We start from the raw sequence: 23,585 nt of genomic DNA on the forward strand, positions 1-23,585 counted from the left end.
CGCACTCGCACGGCATGTCTCGCTTGTTGCGTCGGATTGGCTGAGCTTTGAGGAAAAGGGGGTCGCGATCATGACTTGGATCGTCGCCTGGGGTTTGGCGGCCATGGCTTCGGCTGCACTCGCCGGCTTTCTCGCCGCGTGGAAGAATCGCGACTATTCGTTCTGGATGGCGTGGTGCTTCATCCTGCCGCCGCTGCTCTTGTGGCTGGCGTTCATGCCGAAGCATGTGGGCCCGCGTCCGCGCCGCCCATCCATCGACGAACTCGAACACATCGAAAATCGCGATCTGATGCACTGATCGCGGCTGCTCTATTTTTTTGACGAGACCGATGATTCACGCTTCGGACTGATAGGGTCCGAAGCGATCATGGTCTAGCTCGTGAGTTTGGCGCGAATGACGGCCTGGGCCGCCGCGAGGCGCGCGACGGGCACGCGGAACGGCGAACAGGACACGTAGTCGAAGCCCGCTTCGTGAAAGAACGCGATCGACTGCGGATCGCCGCCGTGCTCGCCGCAGATGCCGATCTTGAGGCCCGCTTTCACGCCGCGCCCTCTCTCGACACCGATCTTCACGAGTTCGCCCACGCCTTCGCGGTCGAGCGAGGCGAAAGGATCTTCCTCGTACACCTCTTGCTGCGTGTAGGTGGAGAGGATGGGTGCTGCGTCGTCGCGCGAGAGGCCCAATGCGGTTTGGGTGAGGTCGTTGGTGCCGAAGGAAAAGAAATCCGCGCCATGCTCGCCTTCCGCAACCTCCGCGGCGCGAAGGCAGGCGCGCGGAAGCTCGATCATCGTGCCGAGCTGGTATGCGAGGCGCGCGCCGGTTTCCTTTTCGACGGCATCCGCTGTTTTTCGGATGACAGCGGCCACGATGTCGAACTCCCGCCGATAGGCGACGAGCGGGATCATGATCTCGGGCTCGACGCGCGTGCCGAGGCGCTTCTCGGCCTCGATGGCCGCCTCGAAGATGGCGCGCGCCTGCATTTCCGGAATCTCGGGGTATCGAATGGCGAGGCGCACCCCACGCAGGCCGAGCATCGGGTTGAACTCGCGCAGCTCCGCGACGCGCGACTTGATCTTGCCGACGTCCGTGCCGAGCGCTTCGGCGAGGGTTTCGATCTCGTGGTCCTGCTGGGGCAGGAATTCATGCAGCGGGGGATCGAGTAGGCGGATCGTGACCGGGAGCGCGCCCATGATCTCGAACAGCTCGACGAAATCCGCGCGCTGCATCGGCAAGATCTTGTCGAGCGCGCGGCGACGTCCCGCTTCGTCGGGGGCGCAGATCATCTCGCGCATTGCAAGGATGCGTTCGGTATCGAAAAACATATGCTCGGTGCGGCAGAGGCCGATGCCTTGCGCGCCGAAGCTATGCGCCTGGCGTGCGTCTTTCGGCGTATCGGCGTTGGCGCGGACGACAAGGCCGCCCGCTTCGTCCGCCCACGCGATGAGCTTGGCGAAATCGTCGGACAGCTGCGGCTGGCGCATCGGAACGGCGCCTGCGTAGACACGCCCGGTGGCTCCGTCGATGGTGATGATATCGCCCGTGGCGAGCTTCTTCGGGCCGATGGCGAGCGTGCCGGCTTTCTCGTCGATGCGGAGCGCGCCTGCGCCGGATACGCAGGGCACGCCCATGCCGCGTGCGACGACGGCGGCGTGGCTCGTCATGCCGCCGCGGGCCGTCAGGATGCCGGCGGAGGCGTGCATGCCGTGAATGTCTTCGGGGCTCGTTTCGGTGCGCACGAGAATCACCGCGTGGCCCTGCTGTTTCTGCCGCTCGGCCTCGTCGGAGGAAAAGACGATCTCGCCCGATGCGGCGCCGGGCGAGGCGGGGAGGCCGCTGGTGAGAAGATCCTTTTCGACGGTGGGGTCGATGGTGGGATGCAGAAGCTGCGTGAAGCCGCCCGGTTCGACGCGGAGCACGGCTTCTTCGCGCGTGAGAATGCCTTCCTCGGCGAGTTCGACGGCAATTCTGACAGCGGCTTCGGTGGTGCGCTTGCCGGAGCGGGTCTGCAGCATCCAGACGCGGCTGTTCTGGATGGTGAACTCGATGTCCTGCATGTCTCGGTAGCGCTGCTCAAGCTTGTCGAAGATGCTTCTAAGCTCCGCGAACGAGTCCGGCATTTCCTCTTCGAGCGACAGGTTGGGGTCTTCGGCCTCGATGCGGGCTTTCTTCGTCAACGGCTGCGGCGTGCGGATGCCGGCGACGACATCCTCGCCCTGCGCATTCACAAGGTATTCGCCGTAGATCTCGTTGGCGCCCGTCGACGGGTTGCGCGTGAAGGCGACGCCGGTTGCCGACGTATCGCCCATGTTGCCGAACACCATCGCCTGGACGTTAACGGCCGTTCCCCAATCGTCGGGAATGTCGTGCAGGCGGCGGTAGGTGACGGCGCGCGCGTTGAGCCATGATCCGAACACGGCGGCGATGGCGCCCCAAAGCTGTTCGCCGGTGTCTTGCGGGAAGGGCTTTCCGGCGCCGTCTTCGATGGCGGCTTTGTAAGCGGAAATCACTTTCAGCCATTCGGCTGCGGTGAGCTCGGTATCGAGCGCGTAGCCGTTCAAGTTCTTGAAGTTGTCGAGGATGTCCTCGAACACGGAGTGATCGACGCCGAGCACGACATCGCCGTACATCTGAATGAAGCGGCGGTAGCTGTCGTAGGCGAAGCGTTCGTCGCCCGAGCGGCGCGCAAGGCCCTGCACTGTGCGGTCGTTGAGGCCGAGGTTCAGGATCGTGTCCATCATACCGGGCATCGAGGCGCGCGAACCGGAGCGCACCGCGACGAGCAGCGGGTTCTCCTCATCGCCGAAGCGTGCGCCCGCTTCGCTGCCGATGAGGCCGAGCGCCTCTTCCACCTGGACTGCGAGCCCATCCGGCAGGCGGCGCCCATTCCGATAGTAGAGCGTGCAGACTTCCGTGGTGATCGTGAAGCCAGGCGGTACAGGCAGGCCGAGGCCCGCCATCTCGGCGAGGTTCGCACCTTTGCCGCCCAGCAGATCCGTCATGTCGGCGCCGCCTTCGGCTTTGCCGGCAGCAAACGTATAAACCCACTTTGGGGCTTGGTCGTGCGATGACCTGGCTTGTGCCAAAAGCCCTCTCCTTGGATTGCAGCCGGGAAGGCCGGACTGTGGCATATGCGAAGGGGGCGCGCCAACACCCCCTTTGACTGATTGAGCCCGTTCGCGCACTCTCCCGCCTCCCATCCTTAATGCGACAAGGTTTCCGACATGACGGATCTCGTGCCCCAGGTTCTCGCCCGGCTGGAACGCAATTTCGATGCCGGTCTCGAACGGCTGTTCGAACTCATCCGGATCGAGAGCATTTCGACGGACCCGGCCTATGGCGCGCAGTGCCGCCAAGCCGCCGACTGGTGTGCCGAGACGCTGACGGAAGCGGGCATCCCCGCATCCGTGCGTAAGACCAGCGGCCATCCGATTGTCGTTGGGCATGACCGCAAGAAAGTGGCCAAGGGGACGCCGCACGTCCTGTTCTACGGACACTACGATGTGCAACCTCCCGATCCGCTGGAGCTTTGGACGAAGCCGCCGTTCGAGCCGCGCATCGCCAACGACAAGCTGAACGGAAAGGTGATCGTTGCGCGCGGGGCCGAGGACAACAAAGGCCAGCTCATGACCTTCCTCGAAGCGGCGCGCGCGTGGACGGAGGTGGCGGGCGAGTTGCCGGTTGCCGTGTCGGCGATGATCGAAGGCGAGGAGGAGTGCGGCTCTCCGTCGCTGCCGGGGTTTCTTAAGAAATCGGGGCGGGAGATCACGGCCGACCTGGTGCTCGTCTGCGATACGGGGCAGTGGGACAAGGATACGCCGGCGATCACCACCATGCTGCGTGGGCTCGCGGGGCTTGAAGTGATCGTGAAGGGGCCGTCGCGCGACCTGCATTCGGGCCTCTATGGCGGCGCGGCGATGAACCCGATCCGCGCGCTCACCCGTGTGCTCGGCAAGATGTACGACGACCGCGGCCGCATTCGCGTGCCCGGCTTTTACGACGGGATCCAAAAGCCCTCGGCCGCGCAGCTCAAGCAGTGGAAAGCGTTGAGGCTTGGGCCGGATCAGCTTTTGAAGCCGGTGGGCCTTTCGGAGCCCGCGGGCGAAGCGTCCGCCTCTCTCATCGAACAGCTCTGGTCGCGGCCGACCCTTGAATTCAACGGCATTACCGGAGGCTATCAGGGCGCAGGCTCGAAGACGATCATTCCGGCGCAAGCGTCGGTGAAGATCACGTGCCGGCTGGTTCCGGGGCAGGACCCGGAGAAGGTGCTCAAGGCCATTCAGCAGTTTGTGCTCGACAACTTGCCGAGCGATTGCTCGGCGGAGTTTCTTGGCGTGCATGGCAGTGCGGCCATCGGGTTCGATACGTCGGCCCCTGCGGTCGGTGCGGCGGCGCAGGCGCTCAGCGATGAGTGGGGCGTGCCGGCCGTGCTGATGGGATGCGGAGCGTCGATCCCCATCGTCACGTCGTTCAAGTCCGCGCTCGGGATGGACAGTCTGCTCATCGGCTTCGGCGTGGAGGACGACCGCATCCATTCGCCGAACGAGAAATACAACCTGAAGAGTTTCAAGAAGGGCGCGCGGAGCTGGGTGCGCATTCTGGACGCTCTGGCGCGTCAGGCGGCTTGAAATGGCACAACCGAAACAGATGTCCCTGCCGGGGCTTGTGCTGCTGCTGATCGTTGTGGCTGTCCTTTATTACTTCGACCAGTTGCCGGGCGGGGAGCAGGCGCGCGACACCACGTCGGCTCAAAAGCAGACGACGCAGCGAGACACCGCGGATCGGAGAACGGGCCGGGAGCGCTCTAGCGGCGACGGGGCCATTGCGACCGGCGCGTTCGACTATTACACGCTCGCACTCTCGTGGAGTCCGACGCATTGCGAAAGCGCAGATCATGACCGCGATGCGCAGCAGTGTGCACCCCGGCACGGGCGGCCCTATGGTTTCATTCTGCATGGGCTCTGGCCGCAGTATGCCGACGGATTTCCCGAAAGTTGCGAGACGCGCGAGCGGCCGTTCGTGCCGGATCGCGTGATCTCGGAGATGGCCGACATCATGCCGAGCCGCGGGCTCGTCATTCACCAGTATCGCAAGCACGGCACCTGCTCGGGACTTGGGCCCGAGGCGTACTTCGATAAATCGCGAGAACTCTTCCGCAGCATCACGGTGCCGGACAAGTTTCGCAATCCGCGAGAGACGCAGTTTCTCAGTCCCGACGATGTCATGGCTGCGTTCGCTGCCGCCAATCCGAAACTCGATCGCGACATGATGGCGGTGGTTTGTGCAGGTCCCGGCAATCGGTTCCGCGAGCTTCGCGTCTGTTTCTCGAAAGCGGGCGAACCCGTTCGATGCGGGCGGAACGAGGCGCAGCAACGGCTTTGCCGCACGCAGCGGATGCATGTGCCGCCGCTGCGCGCGGCGGCGCGTAACTGAGGCTCTCTGCACAGTCTGTGGATAAGTTGCCTTCCGCCCCGATTGCGCCACTTGTCGCCGCGGGCCACGGGCCCCAAGCTTCGAGTCGTACTGCGTTCGGTCGTCGTCCATGCGGAAGTGGGGCATGCGGGGATTTGCAAACGAGCGCGGTCTGCCGCCATTGGCAGAGGGTGGCTTTCCGAGGGCGCAGGACGTGGGGTCTACGTCGCTTGCGGCGAGGCGTGACGGTGCGCGTCGCTTTGAGGAAAGCCGTGGCGCGCAGCTTCGTGCAGCGCGGCGGGTGCTCGACGGCGTTGGCGGTCTCGGTTGGAGCGTGATCGGATTCCTGCTAGGCGCGCTTTTCTGGCACTTCGTCGGCTTTTGGAGCTTCGTATCGGCTGTGGTGCTCGCGGGGCATCCGTCCGGCTCGGTCGATCGTTCGCGCGCCGAGGCGCCTGAGATCGAAGCCTCCCAGACCGCTGCGGAAATTTCGGATGCGCCGCTGGTGATGGCTTGGTGTACGGCGCTTCAGCTCGACCGGAAGACGGGGGCGATTTCGTCGGGCGCCTGCGGACAGGATTTTTCGCCTTCGCACGGTGCTTCGGTCAAACAGCGCGAAGATCGCGCGGGAACGAGCAACGACGGGGCCGCGTGGGCCGCTCCGGAGACTCCGGCGCGCGCGCTCGGCCCTCGGCGCCCGTAAAATTCCGTTCGTGCGACGATTTTCCTCGTGCTGCGTCTTGAGCTGCGAGCGCATTTGAAAATCAACGCTTTCTCTGGCGACGCGCAGAATCGAAGCGAACTTTGCCGATTGGCGCGCCCGAAAGCTGCCCCGATGCCCGCGTATCAGCGCATCGCTCGGCTCAAGTCTTTGAGCCATTTCTGGATTTTGTGGAGTCGTCGAACATGGACCTTGTCGCCGGACAAAGCTGGAGCTATCGCGCCCCTCGGGGCTTCGAGACGTCCCGGCTTTTGATTGGAGCCATCGCGTCCTTCGGTGACGATCAGCACATCGTCTGTGCGGCCGCCGTTCATGCGCCGCGACGCCACGCCGATGGTCATCTCGAACGCGTGACCATTCCGTTTCTACCCATGACGGAAGCGGCCTTCCGGTCCAGCATCGTCGATCGCGACGAAGAGGCGGCGCCGTTGCCGGCCGCGTTCGCCGAGAAGCTCACGGCGTGGCAGAACGATCCGAAGGGGCTCACAACGTTCACGGTTCCGTTCGAGGGGTTTCTGGATCAGATGATCGCGCAACAGATGGCCGAGATCGCAGGTCTCTCGGCTGCGTAGCGCCGCAGACCGCATCAAGCTCCGATTAGCCAGCTTTTTTCATGCCGGTTTTGTTTGCGCGTTCCGGTTTCCAGGATGCCGGGGCAAGCGCGATCAAGCCCAGTGCAGGCGTTGGGATCTCGACGTTTTCGAGGCCGCTCGGATCAATGCTCCAGCGTTTGGCTAGGCTGAGGACGTGCTTTTCGGTCGGATAGAAGACGATCTCGCCGCCCGCATCGCCCTTGCGGCCGCGGACACCTCGGAAATCGAACAGCTTGAGGCCGAGGCCGCGCTCCTCTCGCGTGATGCGTCCCCGGTTCCACATGATGCCGGAATCGGTGATGGCGAAAGCGCGGACCACGCGGCCATCGAGCACGCGCGCCCAGGCGAAGCAGTCGATGGGCGGATAGGCGAAGAAGTATTGCACCTCGACGAAGCGGTCTCCCAGGCGCCGCAACATCGGCATCGCCTTGTCGGTGAACGTGCGGCCGGCGGGAAAGGGAAGCGCGAGGCCGACGACGAACGTCCATCCGTTGACGGGCGGGGAGACGAAGACGTGATCGTTGCCGAGGTGGTTGTCGTAGACGGTGCCGATGCCGGATCGCCAGTTGCAGGGTTCGGGGGCGACGAGCCCAAGCTCTTTTGCGACGGCCTCCGTATCGCGGCTTCGCACCGCGAGCCATGCCATTCGGTAGCCGAAGGGGGATGGGTGGTCCGGGCTTTGCTCGAACAGGACGCGATCACCCGCAAGACGCGGCGCGAGCACGCGGGCCGCGATCGCGACGGTGAGAGTGACCATGATGACAATTGCCAGAATCACGGCATCTGCTCGATTCTCCCTCAATGTCTCTTAGGGCGCGCTTTGACCGGCGATCAAGCGCGCGTCGCGAAGAATACGGGGAAAAAGGGAGGCGGCTCGCAGCGAGGGCACAAACGAGGCCAGCCTGGCTGCCGATTGCCGGTCGCGGGGTGCGCGGCGCGAGACAGACAGGCCGGCCTCTCTCGTGCCGCTCAAGACCGTTGCCGGTCCGGGCGGGCGGCAGGAGACGGGACGCGCGAAACGAGGGCGGGCGACGTCCCATTACCGTCCTCTCAATGGATTGCCCGAGCGAGGCAACCACACCCCGGACGCGGGAGATGGGGTAAGAGGACTGGTCGAAGTCTTCGACCACAAGCGTGAAAAGCGCTCGTGGTTTCTCATGAGACCGACGGTTCACGTTTCAAGCCGATAGGGCCTGAAACGATCATGGTCTGCGCGGAAGCTATCGGTGGTTCGTGACGTGGTGATGAAGGAACTGCAACGGGTTCGTGGCAGGCGCACACGAGCGCACACCGCGCGACGGCCGGCTGCACGGCGCGGGGTGCTCAAGACGTATCGATTGCAGAGGGCCGATCCGAACGAAGCGCAGCGCGCGCTTCGTTGATGGATCAGGGCAGCGAGACGGTCGTCGTGAAGACGAAGCGCTCGTCGGCCAAGCCGTCGGCGCCGCCGCGGACGTCCGAATCCCAGTAGCGGAAGTCGAAGGTGAAGTTCTCGACGGCGAGTTCGAGGCCGGCGCTCCAGTAGGAGTAGCGGTCCTTATTGTTGGTGCCGAAGACGAAGCCGTCTTTGCGATCTCCGTAAGATGTGCCCCAGACGCCGCTGATCGCGGGCTGGAACATGCCGACCTTAGGAAGGGCGTAGGAGGCCGCGCTCTCCAGCGTGAAGACACTGCCCAGCTCGCCGCTGTAATCCGGTGTCCAATAGAGCGTGGTGCCGCTGGTCAGGCCTTTGATCCAAGGGCTTTCCAGGCTGTAGCTGGCCTTAAGCTCGACGAAATCCAGCTCTGCCCCTGCATCGTTCGCGCTGGGGTAATGGTAATAGATGGCACCGAAGTCGAAGGTGACGGGCCCCCAGACCGGCTTGACGCCGGTGTAGTAGTTGATTTCCGCGTTGGCATCGGAGCCGGGGCCAAAATCGACATTCGATCCCCAGATGCCCGCGTAAAAAATGCCATAGGCCAGGTCGACCGAGCCCTGAACGGCGGGGTTTTCCATATTCTGAGAGAAACCGCGCCAGACGTAATCGTTGGTGCCGGTGAGGGTGGCCGAAAGTTCGAGCTTGCGGCTTTCTACGGGCGCATCCTTGAAGCTGCCGCCGTGCCAGCCATCGGCGAGGGCGGTGCCGGGCATCGCTCCAACGGTCAACACGATCGCAGCGGCTGCTGCCAGACCTGCGCGTGTGGTCCCCACCAACATCGACATGGACTTTGCCCCTTAGATTCCCCGGGCGCTGTCGGCCGTCGCCGGACATGCGCGATTCATCAGGATACAAGACCGTAGCCGTCGGACGGAGACAAGGACAAAGACGGGGTTTTCCCTTTGTCGCCGGAGCTTTGTGGCTCCGCGGCAACGCGTGGCTTGCCGGTCTTCAAAACGAAAACGGGGCCCGCGAAGGCCCCGTTCCGTGGAAAAGGTCTTGGTCTGGTCGATCAGGGCAGCGTGATGCTGGCCGTGAACACGAAGCGCTCGTCGGCAAGGCCGTCGTTCGAGATGTCCGTGTCCCAGTAGCGGAAGTCGAAGGTGAACTTGTCGACGGCCAGAGCAAGACCGGCGTTCCAGTAGGTGTATTCCCCACCGCCGAAGTTTTCGGTCCAGCCGACGAGGCCGCTCAGGGTCGGCGTAAAGACGCCAACGGAGGGCAACTCGTAAGCAAGCGTACCTTCGACCGTCGAAGCTTCGTCGGAGTTGCTCTGGTCCGGCACGTAGTAGTAGGCGGGCGAGAACGTCAGGTTTTTGACGGGCGACCAGTCGAAGGCGGCCTTCAGCTCGATAACGTCGCTGTCGCCGGAGTTATCGGCCCAAGGATAGAAGTAGTAAACGATGCCGAAGTCGAAGGTTACCGGGCCGAGAACCGGCTTGATGCCCGTGTAGAAGTTAAGCTCGACGGGTTCGTAGCCCTGGCCGTCGACCATGGTGCCCCAGAGGCCTGCGTACCAGATGCCGTACTCGACATCGATGGACGCCTGGAAAGCCGGATCTTCGTTGTTGAGCGAGAGGCCGCGGAAGACGTAGTCGCTGGTTCCGGTGCCGGTGACCGACCACGAGAACTCGCGGCTCTCAGCCTGGGCGGAGCCCGACAGGGCGCAAAGCGCGAGGCCCGCGGCTCCGACCGTTGCTCCGATGAATTTCTTGAATGATGCTGATGTCGACATCGTACCTCTCAACCCCCAAATGATCCCACGCCCGAATTCTCTCTGGCGCCCGCGTCCCGATCCCGGCTCCCCTGTCCGGGTGCCCACCGAAGATCAGCGTGCCGACCCAACGGCGCTGCTGATCTAAAAAAACGGAAACTCAGGTCGAAGTACAAGTCAGAACACGTCCAAGAGGTGCGCGGGCAAAAGGGGTGTCTCATCTTCGCAACTTTGGTCCCGATCTGGTCATGTCTTGCTCAAAAACCGCCCGTTGAGCAGGCATTTGCTGTCAGGTCGTGTAAGAAAACCGGGCAGTAACTGCCTAAAATTTGTGCGCCCCTCGTTGGGAAATCGATTCGCGTCGATTGAGCACCTCTTCCCCGCGACTCGTTTTCGATGCAGGAAGACCTCATCGGCTTCTCAGGGACGGGCGGGCGAGCGCTTAATCTCGTGTTTGCGTCCTCTCCGGGATCAACTCATCAGGGATCAAGTTCATGTCGCGTGCGATGGCGGCGTCCGCTCCCACCGTTCTCATTACGGGAAGCGCCCGGCGGATCGGGTGCGCAATCGCGCGCGATCTCGCCCAGAACGGATGGCAGGTTTGCGTCCATTATCGCCGCTCTGCTCAAGAGGCTGAGGCGCTGGTCGAGGACATTCGGCGCGCCGGGGGGACGGCTGCTGCGGTTGCCGGAGATCTTGCGGTGGAGGCGGACGTCGCGAGCCTGGTGCCGCGCTGCACGGAAGCGCTCGGCGCACCGGTTTGCCTGATCAACAACGCGTCCGAGTTTCTCGTTGATACGGTCGCGACGATGGCGCCAGAAACATGGGACACGCATCTCGATATCAACCTCAAGGCCCCGGTGTTTCTCGCGAAATCTCTTTTCCTCGCCCTTCCGCCGGGTGCGGTTGGCAATGTGATCAACATCATCGATCAGCGGGTTTGGAAGCTCACGCCGGATTTTTTCTCCTACACCATTTCGAAAGCCGGCCTTTGGACGGCCACGCGGACGCTCGCCCAGGCTTTAGCGCCACGCGTCCGGGTGAACGCGATTGGCCCAGGTCCTGTGTTGAAGAGTGTTCACCAGACGGATGCGGACTTTGCCAAGGAAGGCGCATCGACGCTTTTGAAGCGTGGCCCGACGCCCGAGGAGATTGCCGCCGCGGTGCGCTTCATCCTGGCTTCCCCCACCCTGACGGGGCAGATGATCGCGCTCGACGGCGGGCAGCATCTGACGTGGGGCTCGGAAGAGTAGCCGCGATCGCCGCTCCACGACGCCCTGGCCGCGCGGGGGCGCGCGGCGCTCGGCAGCAGGCGCCACAATTCCTCCCTCTGATCCCCCCACTCGCGCCCTAAATATGAGGGACGGGTAGGGCACGTCCTCTTCAACTGAATCACCCGTAAACCCGCTCTTAAACTTAAGGGGTTATGAACCGATGCTCGGATCGGCGGGGGCCAGACGATAGCGGCATCCGGAGCTTTCGGTCCTAAGCGTTACTCATGGTCTCGTGCGCGTGAGTGGCGAGGCGAACCGTTCCCTCGGGTGGGGATCGGCACGCTTCTGGCGCTGCGTAGAAAACCTGGGGTGTGTCCATGACTTGCCGATTTCGGCCCCTTCTCCTTGCCGGCGTTGCTTTGTCGGTTTCTCTCTTTCCTGCTGCCGCTTCGGCTGCCAATCTTCCGCCCATCCGCACCAGCGCGAGCAATGCGGTGGCCGAATGCGCCACGCCGGGCCGGTTGATGGCGTTCCTCAAGGAGCGCAATCCGAAACTCGATTCCCGGTACGACGAGCTTGGCAGCCACTACATGCGTCATGGCGAGGCTCTCGGCGTGCGTTGGGATTACGCGTTCTTCCAGATGATCCTGGAGACGGGCCATCTGACGTACAAGGGCGACGTGCGCGCCGATCAGAACAACTTCGCCGGTCTCGGCGCGACGGGAAAAGGTGCGCGGGGCGAACGGTTTTCCGATATTTCGACAGGCGTGCGCGCGCATCTCGAACATGTCGTGATGTATTCGGGCGAGCGGGTCGAGAACCCCGTGGCCGAGCGGACGCGCAACATTCAGGACTGGGGCGTGCTCACCTCCTGGCAGAAGGGTTTCTCGCGGCCGATCACTTACACCGATCTTGCCAAGAAGTGGGCGCCGGGAAGCCGCCGCTACACGCGTGACATGCAGACGATTGCCACGCGTTTCTTCGAAGGGCCTTGCCGCGAGCCCGATCCGAGGCCGGAACTGGTTGCCGAGATCCGCGGCACGAGCGGGCAAGCCGTCGCGCATAAGAGCGCGCCGCCAGAGACAACGGTCAGCACGCTTCCGAGCGCGCCCGAGGCCAAACCCGACGTTGTCGCGAAGGTCGAGAAAAAGCCGCCCCAGGTGCAGACGGCTTCCATGACGCCGTCCGTCACGCTGCTCAATCCGAGCGAGGCCGACGAGCCTGTGAAGGCCGTGGAGGCTTCCGTTTCCGTCGTCGAGGAGGCCGTTGCGACGGTCGACGATCAGGCAACGGTCGAGGTCGCGGCGCTGCCCAGCGGTGCCGCCGCAGGTGCGGCCGTCACGCCGCAGAAGGATGCGCCACCTGCCAAGGCCAAAGGGAGTTGCCGCGTCTGGACGGCAAGCTACGGCGGCAGCAAGGCGATCATCATCAAGGCCGTCCAGGATGCGACGACCAACTATACGGTTCTGGATGTGAACGAGGGCGCGGAGAAGCGCGAGGCGGACGCCTACATCAACGCATACGCCAAGGGCGGGGCGTCGGTCGGCGAGTTTTCAAGTCAGTCGCAGGCTCTCGAAAAGGCCTTCGAACTGTGTCCGGAGGGGTGATCGGACGTGAAGAGCGTATTCTGCCGTAAAGTATTTCCGTTCTGCGTCTCCGTGCTCGTCGGCGCCGCGCTTGCCGGCGTGCTCGGCGGGGAGGCGCTCGCACAGGCGGCAAGGTCGCCGGAAATTCGATTGTCGCAGCGGAACGCCGTGCCTCAGTGCGTGACGCCGGATCGGCTGATGGCGTTTCTCCGCCAGCGGAACGGCAACCTCGATCCGCGTTTCAAGACCATCGCCCATTACTATCGCCAACACGGCGAAGCTTGGCGCGTGCGCTGGGACTACGCGTTTTTCCAGATGGCGATCGAGACCAACTTTCTCAGCTATCGGCGTCCCAACGGAAAAATGGGCGACGTCGATCCGCGCCAGAACAATTTCGCGGGCATCGGCACGACAGGCGGCGGCGTGCCGGGAGACAGCTTTCCGGACGTGAGCACGGGCGTGCTGGGGCAGATCCAGCATCTCGTCGTGTATTCGGGCGAGCAGGTCGGCGAACCCGTCGCTTCGCGCACGCGGCTCAAGCAACACCACATCCTGGCTCTGTCGCGGAAGCTGAACAGGCCCGTGCTGTTTTCCGATCTCGCGCGGCGCTGGGCGGTCGATCCGAAGTATGCGAGTTCGATCGAGTGGGTGGCTGGGCGCTATCGGGAGCAGTTCTGCCGGGGCAGCGACAACGTTTCGGACGAGGTCGAAATTCTGCCGTGGCATCGCGGGCCTTCGCAACGCACGGGCGATGCCGGAAAGCCGCGCAATGTCGCTGCGCTGGAGTTGCCGAAGCCGAAAGGGACGGTTGCGATTTCGACAGTCGAGGAGAGCGGCGACGCCTTGGAGCCGGATTCGACGCAGGCCGTCGATGCTCTGCCCGCGCCGACATCGGCAGAAAGCGATGCCGCTGCGATCGAAACCGCGTCGGTTGACGCGCCTTCCGTGTTTGCCCTGTTCTCGCCTCCTGCCGGGTTTGCCGGAGCGCTGACGCCGGAAGCGGTTGCGAGCCGCGATCTGCCGCAGCCGGTCCTCGACGCGAGCGCGACCGCGCAGGCAGATGCGCGCGACGCGTCCGAAGTGCCGGTCGTTTCCGAAGCGCCGGCCGATCCGCAGGCGGTCGCGGGTGCGTCCGTTGGCGGGTTTCTGATTGCAGGGGCTTCCTCGGCGTCCGATGCCAAGCCGGCATTCGATCCGCCTTCGGGCCTTGGTATGAAGCCGCCGCCGGCTCCCGTGGCGCAAACAGGGGGCTGCGTGGTGGAGACGGCGACGTTCGGCGGGCAGACGACGGTGCTTGTGCGGACGCCCAAGGGCGACGCGATGCATTACGTCGCGCTGTCCGTTCTCGACGGCTTCGAGGATACGATGACGAAGAGCTTTCTTTCGGCGCAGCCGAACGGAGGCGAGGCGGTGGGCACATATCTCTCGCGCGACGAAGCGCTCAAGCAGGCCCGGACGCTCTGTCCCGACGGGGGCTGATTCCTGCCTTTTGCGACGGGATGCTTAGGGGGCGGGCGCTAGATATTTGAGGGCGGCCGACGAGACGGCGCCGCCCACGACGCACGGAATTCCGAACTGGACCTGCCCCGTTGCCGCGGCGGCCACGCAGCCGAGCGCGAACGTCGTCTGCCCGACCTGGCCCCACCATGCGAAATTGCGGGAGCTTTCCGGCCCTCTCGCCTTCAACTCCTCGACGGCTGCGACGGCCTCTTTGCGGATCTTGCCCGTCTCGAACGTCTCGGCGGCTTCGATCACCTCGCGCAACGGCGTTCGCACGTCGTCGGGCTGGCGGTTCATCTCGTCGTGCAGGATGTCGAGCAGATCCTTCTCGCGGGAGGCATTCGTCGCAAGCGTCCATTTCGACATGGAGCCGATGGTGAGTTTCTCGACGCTGTTCTTGTCCGTGCTCCATGCGAGTGTCGCGACGATGCGGCGGACGGGCTCGGGGTTGCCGGTTGCGAAGTAGTTGCCCCAGAGCAAGTCGATCACGTAGCCGTCGTCGGGTTCGAGTTCGGCAAGCGTCTTGCCGTCGCCGTAGAGGTATTTTCGGATCAGGACCATGCGCGCGGGCATCCGCTCGACGAACAGGCCGAGCAGGCCTTTCCAATCGGGCAGACCCGAATAGGCGATGGCGCGGATGAGAACGACTTGATCCTCGGGCGGCATCGGGAACATGCGGGCGACCAGACGCTCGGCGCGTTCCGGGTTGGCGCCGATGACACCTCCGATGAAGCCGATGTAGACGCCGGCCGAGTCAAGCTCGCGAAATAGACCGAGGTTGCCCATTGCGCGGACCATGTCGGGCAGTTTGTCGGGCGTTGGAGCCTGGCGGTAATCGTTGATCCATTTCAGGATCTGTTCGGAGCGGGTGATTTCCGGCTGCGTTGGAGCTGCCCGTTTGCTCCGATCCTGAGCGAGGGCAGGGGTCAGCAGCAGGGTGGCAACCAGGACTGAAAGTACAACTCGCATAGGGCCTCGCCTCCCGGATGCAGCCGGGTGCTGGTCGTGATTGCGCGCATCGTTTCGATTTTCGGCCCAAGGGCACCAAAGTCCTGGGCGGTTTTGTGGCAGGAGGTCCGGCGCGGCGCTTGACGGGGCGGGTTTCGCCGCCAATGTTCGGCCCATGTCAGACACCGACGACACCTCCCACGACCGTCCGGCTTCTGCGCCGCCGGGCGCGGAAGAGGCGTTGGCGCTTGCCGCCGTCAAAACGGGGCCGGAGGTCATTCAGGGCTATCTGAAGACGCTGGGCACGGGCCCCGGCGTCTATCGGATGCTGGATCCGGCCGGGACCGTCGTCTACGTCGGCAAGGCGCGGAACCTCAAGGCGCGCGTGACGAGCTATACGCGGCTTGCGGGGCTTGCGAACCGCACGTTGCGCATGATCCAGTCCACGGCGTCGATGGAGTTCGTGTCGGTCCGTACGGAAGCGGAAGCGCTGCTGCTGGAAGCGAACCTCATCAAGCGTTTCCGTCCGCGCTTCAACGTGACGCTGCGCGACGACAAGTCGTTTCCCTACATCCTGATCCGGCGCGATCAGGATGCGCCGCAGATCCTCAAGCACCGCGGCGCACGGACGATCAAAGGCGAATATTTCGGGCCGTTCGCGTCTGCGGGCGCGGTCAATCGCACCATCAACATGCTGGAGCGGGCGTTCCTGCTGAGGTCGTGCTCGGATTCGGTTTACGAGAGCCGCACGCGGCCATGCCTGCTGCACCAGATCAAACGATGCGCGGCGCCATGCACCGGAGAAATCAGCCTCGAAGATTACAGTCTACTCGTGGACGAAGCCGTGCGCTTCCTGCGCGGCGAAAGCCAATCGGTGCGGGAGATGTACCAACGGCTGATGGAAGAAGCGGCGGAGAAGCTCGAATTCGAGCGGGCGGCGATGCTGCGCAACCGGCTTTGGGCACTCGCTCACGTCACGGCCGAGCAGGCGATCAATCCGGAAGGGGTGGAGGAAGCGGATGTCTTCGCCGCCTATCAGGAAGGCGGGCAGACGTGCATCCAAGTGTTCTTCTTCCGTGTGGGGCAGAACTGGGGCAATCGCGCCTATTATCCGAAGGCCGACCGTTCGCTTGCGGTCGAAGAGGTGCTCGATAGCTTCATCGCGCAGTTTTACGACGACAAGCCGGTGCCGCGGCTGGTTCTGCTTTCGCACGAGATCGCCAACCGGGATGTGCTTGCGGACGCGCTGTCCATCAAGGCCGACAGGCGTATCGAGATCCGGGTGCCGCAGCGGGGCGTGAAGTCCGGGATCGTCGAGCACGCGCTTTCCAATGCGCGCGAGGCGCTGGGACGGCGGCTTGCGGAAAGCTCGTCGCAGCGGATGCTGCTCGCGGCCCTCGGAGAACGTTTCGGATTGTCGCGGGCCCCAAGGCGCGTCGAAGTTTTCGACATGAGCCACATCATGGGCACCAATGCGGTGGGCGCGATGATCGTGGCGGGGCCGGACGGGTTCGCGAAAAACGCCTACCGGAAATTCAACATCCGTTCCGAGACGCTGACGCCGGGCGACGACTACGGGATGATGCGGGAGGTGCTGGAGCGGCGGTTTCGGCGGCTTGCGGAGAACGAGGCGGAGGCTCCGCCCGAGACATCCTCCGAGGCGCTTTGGGAGCATGTCGCCGAAGAAGGCGGTGTCGTCGAGGAGGAGGACACTGGTGTATTCCCGGATCGCCCCGATCTCGTGCTCGTCGACGGCGGCGCGGGGCAGCTCACCGTTGCACGCGAGGTGCTGGCCGAACTCGGACTGACCGACATTCCGGTTGCAGGTGTGGCGAAGGGGCCGGATCGCGATGCGGGCCGGGAGCATTTCCACATTCCGGGGCGGGCGTTCTTCATGCTCGAACCGCGCGATCCGGTTCTCTATTTCGTGCAGCGGCTGCGGGACGAAGCGCATCGGTTCGCCATCGGCACGCATCGGGCGAAGCGCGCGAAGTCGCTCGGCGCAAATCCGCTCGACGAGATCGCGGGCATCGGGCCCACGCGCAAGCGGGCGTTGCTCAAGCACTTCGGGTCGGCAAAGGCGGTGTCGCGTGCAGGCGTCGAGGATTTGCAGGCGGTGGCCGGGATCTCGGCCGAGATGGCGCGAAAGATTTACGATTTCTTCCACGAGCGCCGAGTTTGAATCACGTGTTGTCGATTCCTTAGGTCCATCAGCACTGAACCCATGCTGCGAGATGCCGGATGGCCGATCCGCCGCACCAATGGCGTTGTATTTTTCCTCTTTATCAATGCTTTGAACATCCTTTTTAAACCGCTTGAGATCATAGTCGAAGGTCCGCGGGGAGGATGGGTTTCGAGCCCTGGCCGAGCCTGCGGACGCGCTCAAAAGCGCGGACCACGACGGGGAGCCAAGGACAATCGTTATGCGTACGAGTGTGGAGTTGGGAGGGCGTGGTTTGTCCCGCGCCAACAAGAATACGCGCACCGCGACTGCCAAGAAAACCGCCAGCAATGCGTCGAAGGCGCGGGGGGGCGGCCGAACGGCGGGGGATCAGGCGAAGGCCAAGCGCACCAAGCCGCGCGGCCGCAAAGAGGCGCCTCTCGGTACGCTGCCGATCCTTTACATGCTTTCTCCGCAGAAATTCATGAGCCCGTTCGACTGCAACATGGCGGTCGATTCCGGTTTCAAGGTTGTGCTTCCGTACGACAACGTTGCTGTCGGCGATGTCGCGGGGCTGGTTCAAGATGCCATCTTCTCGCGTCCGCCGGGCGCCCGGACGGGTGTATTCATCGGCGGCAAGGACGTCACGCTCGCGCTTGATATGATGAAAGCGGCGCGTGCGGCGATGGTGCCGTCGTTCGAGGTGTCGGTGTTTGCCGATCCGGGCGGTTCGTTCACGACAGCGGCTGCCATGGTCGCCTGCGTCGAGCGCGTGCTTAACCAGAATTACGGCCGGGGCCTGAAGGGGCTCCGCGTCACGGTGTTCGGCGCGATGGGCGTCGTCGGGTTTTCTTCTGCCGTTGTCGCGGCCCTCGAAGGTGCGAAGGTGCGCATTGTGGCGCACGACACGCTGGAGCCGCTCGAAGAGCTGGCGCGGTTGGCCAAGGAGCAGTTCGGTGCCGAGCTGGAGCCGGTCGCCGGGCAGACGGATACGCTCAAGAGCACGTTGCTTGCGGTGTCCGATGTCGTGCTCACGGCGGGGCCTGCGGGAGTAAACATTCTGCCGCGGCTTCTGCTGTCGCGCGCGCCGGGCGTTCTGGTCGCGGCGGACGTCAACGCGGTCAGCCCGTTCGGGATCGAGGGCATGGATCTGTTCATGAACGGTGTGCCGCTTCCGGGCTGTTCGACGCTTGGCGTCGGCGCACTCGCGATCGGTGACGTGAAATATAAAACCCAGGCCGGTCTTTTCCGGCGCATGATCGCCAGCAAAGAGCCGCTCGATCTCGATTTCCGCCATGCGTTCGAGTTGGCGCGGGAGATCGTGACCGAGCAGGCCGCGAACAAGCGGGCGCCGAAGGCTGCGGCGGCGAAGCCCCGCAAGGCGAAGACACGCCGGCCCAGGGGCCGCGCTGCCGAAACCGTCGCGCTGACGGCGGCTTGAACCGCCTGCCTGGCGCGTGAAACAAAAAATGAGCGGAGCGGGAGCTTGCTCCCGCTCCGCTCACACTTGCGCCCGTTTTCCAAAGTACGCGGACACTGAACGAGCGCTTGCGACCAAACAGTCGGCGACGCAATACTTACGACCGCTGCTTGACGCTTCCGTGAAGAAGAACGGCCGCGGCGGCCATTTCTTCCCGATCCTTTTCGATCTCCTGTGGATAAGATGTAAGGACGCCTCTGGGCCGGGCGGTTAGGCCTATTTTCTACGATTGGTTCTTAACCGCGTCCGGGTACCCCATTGACTGGGGTGCGTGCGAGTGGTGTTAGCTTGGCCCTTATGGATACGCCCGTTACCTCCCGACCGCCCGTGGCGACTGTGCCGAACGTGCTGACGTACGCGCGGATCGCGGCCGTGCCTGCGCTCGTCGCTTGCCTTTTCATGGGCACCGAGGGCGGGCGCTGGGCGGCGTTCTGGCTGTTCGCTGCGGCGGCCGCCACCGATTGGCTCGACGGGTATCTCGCGCGCCGGCTGGAGCAGCAGTCCACGCTGGGGCGGATGCTCGATCCGATTGCGGACAAGCTGATCGTGGGCGCCGCGCTGATCATGCTGGTTCATGACCGGACGCTCGACGGGTGGTCCATCTGGGCGGCCATCGTCATCCTGTGCCGCGAGATCCTCGTCTCGGGGCTGCGCGAGTTCCTGGCCGAGCTCAACGTCAAAATCCATGTGACCAACCTCGCCAAGTGGAAGACCGGGGTGCAAATGGTGGCGCTGGCCGCACTTATTGCGGGGCCCGCTGCCGACAAGATCGTTCCCGGGGTCTCGACGGCCGGGATGGTTCTGCTCTGGATCGCGGCAGGGCTTACGCTCTGGACCGGATATGACTATCTCAAGGCCGGTATCCGCCACGCCATGGAAGGATAAGGCGATGTCCAGCACTACGATGACGAGCGGCGGCGCAATCGCGGCAGTCGCCGCCGAACAGCGCGTAACCGTGCGTTATTTCGCATGGGTGCGCGAGCGCGTCGGACGTTCCGAGGAGCAGGTGACGATCCCGCCGAGCGTTGCCACCGTGGGCGAGTTCGCCCGCTGGCTCGCCACGCGCGGCCCGGAATATGCGGAAGCCTTCAAGCGCGCGGACGTGGTGCGCGCCGCGCTCGACCAGGTGCACGTCAAGCCCTCGGCGCCGCTTGCCGGTGCGCGTGAGGTTGCGTTCTTCCCGCCCGTCACCGGCGGGTGAGGGAGGAGAGAGGCCCCGTGGCGGTCAGGGTTCAGCACGAGCCGTTCGATGCGGTAGCCGAGGTCGAGGCATTGACGCGCGGGCGTATCGACGTCGGCGGCATCGTGACGTTTACCGGCCTCGTGCGCGGAGACGTGGACGGGCGTCCGCTTATCTCGCTCACGCTCGAACACTATCCAGGGATGACGGAGGCCGAACTCGGCCGTATCGAAGTCGAAGCGCGTAAACGGTTCGACCTTGTCGATTGCGTCGTGGTGCACCGCGTGGGCGAACTCACGCCCGGCGAGGGGATCGTGCTGGTGGTTGCGCTCTCGCGGCACAGGCAGGCGGCCTTCGAAGCGGCCGAATTCCTGATGGACTATCTCAAGACCCGCGCGCCGTTCTGGAAGAAGGAAACGTTTGCGGACGGTGCGGGAAATTGGGTCGATGCGCGCGATAGCGACAGCCGCGCCGAAGCGCGTTGGGGCGGGGAATCGGCAACACAAAAGTAACCATAGTCGATTTGTCAGATCATTCTCATACTGCTTTGTATTTCCTTTCTTTTTTGGCCCCTCTCGCACAATTGACGAAACCCCGTTAGGTCTTTGTTAACCTTTCACATTTCATAACTTTGCCCTGATGGTGTCCCGTAAAAGGCCATCATCAGAAGGTTAGATTTTGACCGTCCCGCCAAAGGACCGTGTTGCGTAGACGGGGGTCACACAACGATGACGATAGGGTATTTGCGGCGCTTTGCGCTGCAACTCGGCTGTGCGCTCATGGCGCTCGCTTTCCCGCTCGCGGCCTCCGCGACGGGGGGTGGGGGTACGCCTGCCGCCATGCCGCTTCCGACCCAAAAATCCCTCCATCAGGCCAAGAGCGCCGGGACCACGGCGCGTGGCCTCACCACGGGTGCGCTGTCGGCTGCTGCAAAAGCGAAGCCCGGCGCCGATGCGGCGCTCGGCGGCGATGTCATGCGCACGCGGTTTTTGATCGGGCTGCCGCGTGAGACGGAATTCCAGGTTTTCTCGCTCGCCAATCCCAATCGCGTCATCGTCGACGTATCCGAGACGGCGCTGCAGCTTCCGCCGCAGCCGGACGAGAACATTGCGGTCGGGCTCGTCCGAAACTTCCGCGCCGGTCAATCGGGGCCGGGCAAATCGCGCGTTATCATCAAGGTGACGCGGCCCGTCATCGTCGAGAGCGCGAGTATCGTACCGTCGGCCGACGGCAAGGGCCATCGGCTCGCGCTCGACATCGTGCCGGTGACCGCGCCGGCGGCGGCTGCGAAGGCGACGAAGAAAGCCATCGCGAAACCGTCGTTCTCCCTTGGCGCGGCGAGCGTCCAGCCGCCCCTCCCTGTTCCCGCGACGCGGCCCGATAGACTCGCGGAGCGTTCGTTCAAGCCGATCATCGTCATCGATCCCGGCCATGGCGGCCACGACTCGGGCGCAAAGAAGCATGGCGCGGTCGAGAAGGACGTGGTGCTGGCGTTCAGCCTGATGCTTCGCGACAAGCTTGAGGAGACGGGGCGCTACAAAGTCTTGATGACGCGCGACACGGACGTGTTCGTCGCGCTCGACGACCGGCGCCGTTTCGCCGAGCAGCACGGGGCCAACCTTTTCATCGCCGTTCACGCCGATTATGCGCAGCGGGCGGCGGCGCGGGGCGCCACGATCTACTCGTTGCGCGAGAACGTGGCCAATTCGCTCAAGCGGTCCGCCAAGGGCAAGGTTTCGTCCAACGTGCTTTCGAAGGACGAGGTCGAGACGATGAACAAAGTCAGTGCCGACGGAGACTTGGCGGCGGTGCGCAGCATCCTTGCGGACCTTGCGGGCCGCGAAGTGGGCGCTACGCAGGAGCGCACCAACGTCTTCACGCGTTCGGTCATCGAATACATGGGCGCGAGCACGGAAATGCGCGCCAAGCCCGATCAGCAGGCGGCGTTCCGCGTGTTGCGTACGGCACAGTTCCCGTCCGTGCTGATCGAACTCGCTTACGTCACCAACAAGCAGGATGCGGCGCTGCTCAAGTCCGATTCCTGGCGCGATAAGGTCTCGGATTCGATCATGGACGCGATCGAGAACTACTTCTCGAACCAGATCGCAAGGTTGCCGCTGTAGTTTTCGCTCACGCGCCGTACCGCGCGCCAAGAGGCGCGCTGGCGCTCCGCGGGGGCGCGACACTTGCCGCGGGTCGCCTTGCTCCCGGGCGCCTGCGGCGCCGTAGAGATGCCGCTTTCCAGTTGCTCGAAAACATAAAGGCCGGTCCTGTGGGACCGGCCTTTGTTTGTGTGGCCGGCTTCCGGGTCGCACACCCTGCCGGCACCGTCTCAGTTAGAGTGTACTTGGAGGATGCTTGGTTTTGAGGCGCCAGAGAAAAACGAATTTCCAGTCGATTTCGTGCCGAAGCTCATGGATATGAGCGGTGCTCTCCGAACAGGACGCGTCGATTGACAACTGACGAAGCTGCTTCAGCATGGTGCACTCCATCTTCGAGTTGGGGCCGCGTCCGAGCTCTGGAGACGTGCTCCCCGACAACCGCGACACACATCACCTGCTGCCTGGGTTGGCGGCACGAGACGACGACGGTGCTGACGGGGACGGAGCGGATGCGGCGATCCTGGACGGATGTGGGTGCAATGCGGGCCCGTAGAACGCTCCCTCTGGCTGCTCCGTCCGGGGCTGCCACGCGTTCTGCCGGGCTCGATGACCAGCTCGGTCGTATTGGCTCAGAGGATCTCAAGGACTCCTGTCCCAAGGCTCTGACGCACGCACCCTATGCAGACGATAATTAGGCCGAGGCCGCAGGTATCGTCCGGCGAGGTGAAATTTTCCCCACGGCGCAAAGATTACGCGATTCGATGACATTGATGTGTTGGCCGCCCTAACTATCGAGGCGGCGTGGCCCGCGCGACTCACTCCGCAGGTTGCGGCTCGCTCTCAGGCGCATCGCCGCAGGACGCAAACAGCGATGTGATGCAGGTCCAGGTATTTGAGGCGGCCTGGCCGATCGCGCTGCCCGCTTTGCCGATGCCCTCGCCCGCCTTTTTCGCGGAGCCGCCGATGGCTTCACCGGCCTTCTCCAGCCCTTCCTTGGACGAGCGTACGGTTTGCCCGGCCAGTTCTTCCACGGTGCGGGGGACCTTCGATGTGGGCTCCGCAGGGGCCTTCGCCGTATCCGCTTCGCCTTCAGGACCCGAAAGGGTGTCTTGAGGCGACTGTGGATCGGGATAAGGCGCGGCGTGGTCGGGATGGGCCGGGCCATCCAATTGCGGCTTCACGAGCGCTGTCAGCCCAGGGCATGGGAAGGGAGCGCCGCGGGACACCGCGCATCGCTCGTGCTTGCCCTGTCTGGCCATCTCGGAAATGCAATAGATCGATGCGCGCGGGTCCTTGCCGGGGCCTTCAGCCTGCCCGTCGATGACGCAGCGGTAGAGCGCCGGGGGGCCCTCGCACGTGACGCAATACTCGGCGGCGCCGACGGCCGCAGACAGCCCCACGGTGAGGCACACTCCAGTGAGGATCGGTATGTATTTCTGCATGACGCCCCTCTGGCGCGAAGACGACGCCCTCTCCAGGCGAGGCACAGGCTCTGCCACCACTTAAAGCCGTTCCGATTTTGGTGGAATCGCGGAGCGGCTCTAAGCTTTTGTCTGGTC

Annotated in this window: 20 protein-coding genes; 14 read left to right on the forward strand and 6 right to left on the reverse strand. The window is 64.0% G+C overall.

What is annotated here, in order from left to right; all coding sequences use genetic code 11:
- Positions 1-70 precede the first annotated feature (70 nt).
- Positions 71-298 (forward strand): hypothetical protein, encoded by a 228-nt coding sequence (locus W911_RS06490; RefSeq protein WP_041317742.1) that lies wholly within the window; start codon positions 71-73, stop codon positions 296-298.
- A gap of 74 nt (positions 299-372) precedes the next feature.
- Here W911_RS06490 and ppdK read toward each other — a convergent pair whose 3' ends face one another.
- A complete protein-coding gene (ppdK, locus tag W911_RS06495) occupies positions 373-3,129 on the reverse strand; it encodes a pyruvate, phosphate dikinase (RefSeq protein WP_081717662.1) in 2,757 nt (918 codons plus the stop codon).
- Positions 3,130-3,222: 93 nt separating this feature from the next.
- On the opposite strand from ppdK, the gene W911_RS06500 reads away from it, so the two are divergent.
- From W911_RS06500 to W911_RS06515, 4 genes are all read left to right on the forward strand, one after another.
- Positions 3,223-4,626, forward strand: a complete 1,404-nt coding sequence (locus W911_RS06500; protein ID WP_023786733.1) for a M20/M25/M40 family metallo-hydrolase — start codon at positions 3,223-3,225, stop codon at positions 4,624-4,626.
- Between the two features lies 1 nt (position 4,627).
- Complete coding sequence (locus W911_RS06505) at positions 4,628-5,431, forward strand: ribonuclease T2 family protein (protein WP_023786734.1); 804 nt, start codon at positions 4,628-4,630, stop codon at positions 5,429-5,431.
- Positions 5,432-5,555: 124 nt separating this feature from the next.
- Positions 5,556-6,113, forward strand: a complete 558-nt coding sequence (locus W911_RS06510) for a hypothetical protein (RefSeq protein ID WP_144083545.1) — start codon at positions 5,556-5,558, stop codon at positions 6,111-6,113.
- A gap of 203 nt (positions 6,114-6,316) precedes the next feature.
- A complete protein-coding gene (locus W911_RS06515) occupies positions 6,317-6,703 on the forward strand; it encodes a hypothetical protein (protein ID WP_023786736.1) in 387 nt (128 codons plus the stop codon).
- A 25-nt stretch (positions 6,704-6,728) separates the two neighbouring features.
- Here W911_RS06515 and W911_RS06520 read toward each other — a convergent pair whose 3' ends face one another.
- From W911_RS06520 to W911_RS06530, 3 genes are all read right to left on the reverse strand, one after another.
- Positions 6,729-7,502 (reverse strand): hypothetical protein, encoded by a 774-nt coding sequence (locus W911_RS06520; RefSeq protein WP_023786737.1) that lies wholly within the window; start codon positions 7,500-7,502, stop codon positions 6,729-6,731.
- A 608-nt stretch (positions 7,503-8,110) separates the two neighbouring features.
- Entirely contained in the window at positions 8,111-8,926 is an 816-nt protein-coding gene (locus W911_RS06525; RefSeq protein ID WP_023786738.1) for a TorF family putative porin, read from the reverse strand.
- Positions 8,927-9,153: 227 nt separating this feature from the next.
- Positions 9,154-9,876 carry a TorF family putative porin gene (locus W911_RS06530; protein ID WP_023786739.1) on the reverse strand — a complete coding sequence of 241 codons (723 nt, stop codon included), beginning with the start codon at positions 9,874-9,876 and terminating at the stop codon, positions 9,154-9,156.
- Positions 9,877-10,349: 473 nt separating this feature from the next.
- Between W911_RS06530 and W911_RS06535 the strand changes: the two genes are divergently transcribed.
- From W911_RS06535 to W911_RS17250, 3 genes are all read left to right on the forward strand, one after another.
- The gene (locus tag W911_RS06535) at positions 10,350-11,108 is read left to right on the forward strand and encodes an SDR family oxidoreductase (RefSeq protein ID WP_023786740.1); all 759 of its coding nucleotides are present in this window, start codon (positions 10,350-10,352) and stop codon (positions 11,106-11,108) included.
- Positions 11,109-11,446: 338 nt separating this feature from the next.
- Entirely contained in the window at positions 11,447-12,676 is a 1,230-nt protein-coding gene (locus W911_RS06540) for a glucosaminidase domain-containing protein (RefSeq protein WP_023786741.1), read from the forward strand.
- Between the two features lie 6 nt (positions 12,677-12,682).
- Positions 12,683-14,134, forward strand: a complete 1,452-nt coding sequence (locus W911_RS17250) for a glucosaminidase domain-containing protein (RefSeq protein ID WP_023786742.1) — start codon at positions 12,683-12,685, stop codon at positions 14,132-14,134.
- Between the two features lie 24 nt (positions 14,135-14,158).
- Here W911_RS17250 and W911_RS06550 read toward each other — a convergent pair whose 3' ends face one another.
- Positions 14,159-15,124, reverse strand: coding sequence for a hypothetical protein (locus W911_RS06550; protein WP_023786743.1), 966 nt, complete (start codon positions 15,122-15,124; stop codon positions 14,159-14,161).
- Positions 15,125-15,278: 154 nt separating this feature from the next.
- Between W911_RS06550 and uvrC the strand changes: the two genes are divergently transcribed.
- The 6 genes from uvrC to W911_RS06580 all read left to right on the forward strand — a co-directional run bounded on the left by uvrC (position 15,279) and on the right by W911_RS06580 (position 22,047).
- Positions 15,279-17,285, forward strand: coding sequence for an excinuclease ABC subunit UvrC (uvrC, locus tag W911_RS06555; protein WP_023786744.1), 2,007 nt, complete (start codon positions 15,279-15,281; stop codon positions 17,283-17,285).
- A gap of 274 nt (positions 17,286-17,559) precedes the next feature.
- Positions 17,560-18,705, forward strand: coding sequence for an NAD(P)-dependent methylenetetrahydromethanopterin dehydrogenase (locus W911_RS06560; protein WP_023786745.1), 1,146 nt, complete (start codon positions 17,560-17,562; stop codon positions 18,703-18,705).
- A gap of 336 nt (positions 18,706-19,041) precedes the next feature.
- The gene (pgsA, locus tag W911_RS06565) at positions 19,042-19,629 is read left to right on the forward strand and encodes a CDP-diacylglycerol--glycerol-3-phosphate 3-phosphatidyltransferase (protein WP_023786746.1); all 588 of its coding nucleotides are present in this window, start codon (positions 19,042-19,044) and stop codon (positions 19,627-19,629) included.
- 19 nt (positions 19,630-19,648) lie between these two features.
- The gene (moaD, locus tag W911_RS06570) at positions 19,649-19,945 is read left to right on the forward strand and encodes a molybdopterin converting factor subunit 1 (RefSeq protein WP_023786747.1); all 297 of its coding nucleotides are present in this window, start codon (positions 19,649-19,651) and stop codon (positions 19,943-19,945) included.
- 17 nt (positions 19,946-19,962) lie between these two features.
- Positions 19,963-20,436: a molybdenum cofactor biosynthesis protein MoaE gene (locus tag W911_RS06575; protein WP_023786748.1), complete on the forward strand. Its 474-nt coding sequence runs from the start codon at positions 19,963-19,965 to the stop codon at positions 20,434-20,436.
- 216 nt (positions 20,437-20,652) lie between these two features.
- Positions 20,653-22,047: an N-acetylmuramoyl-L-alanine amidase gene (locus W911_RS06580; RefSeq protein WP_041316376.1), complete on the forward strand. Its 1,395-nt coding sequence runs from the start codon at positions 20,653-20,655 to the stop codon at positions 22,045-22,047.
- Positions 22,048-22,841: 794 nt separating this feature from the next.
- Here W911_RS06580 and W911_RS06590 read toward each other — a convergent pair.
- On the reverse strand, positions 22,842-23,468 hold the full coding sequence (locus W911_RS06590) for a hypothetical protein (protein ID WP_023786753.1): 627 nt from the start codon (positions 23,466-23,468) through the stop codon (positions 22,842-22,844).
- Positions 23,469-23,585: the final 117 nt, after the last annotated feature.

This window comes from Hyphomicrobium nitrativorans NL23, from assembly GCF_000503895.1.
Taxonomy (GTDB): domain Bacteria; phylum Pseudomonadota; class Alphaproteobacteria; order Rhizobiales; family Hyphomicrobiaceae; genus Hyphomicrobium_C; species Hyphomicrobium_C nitrativorans.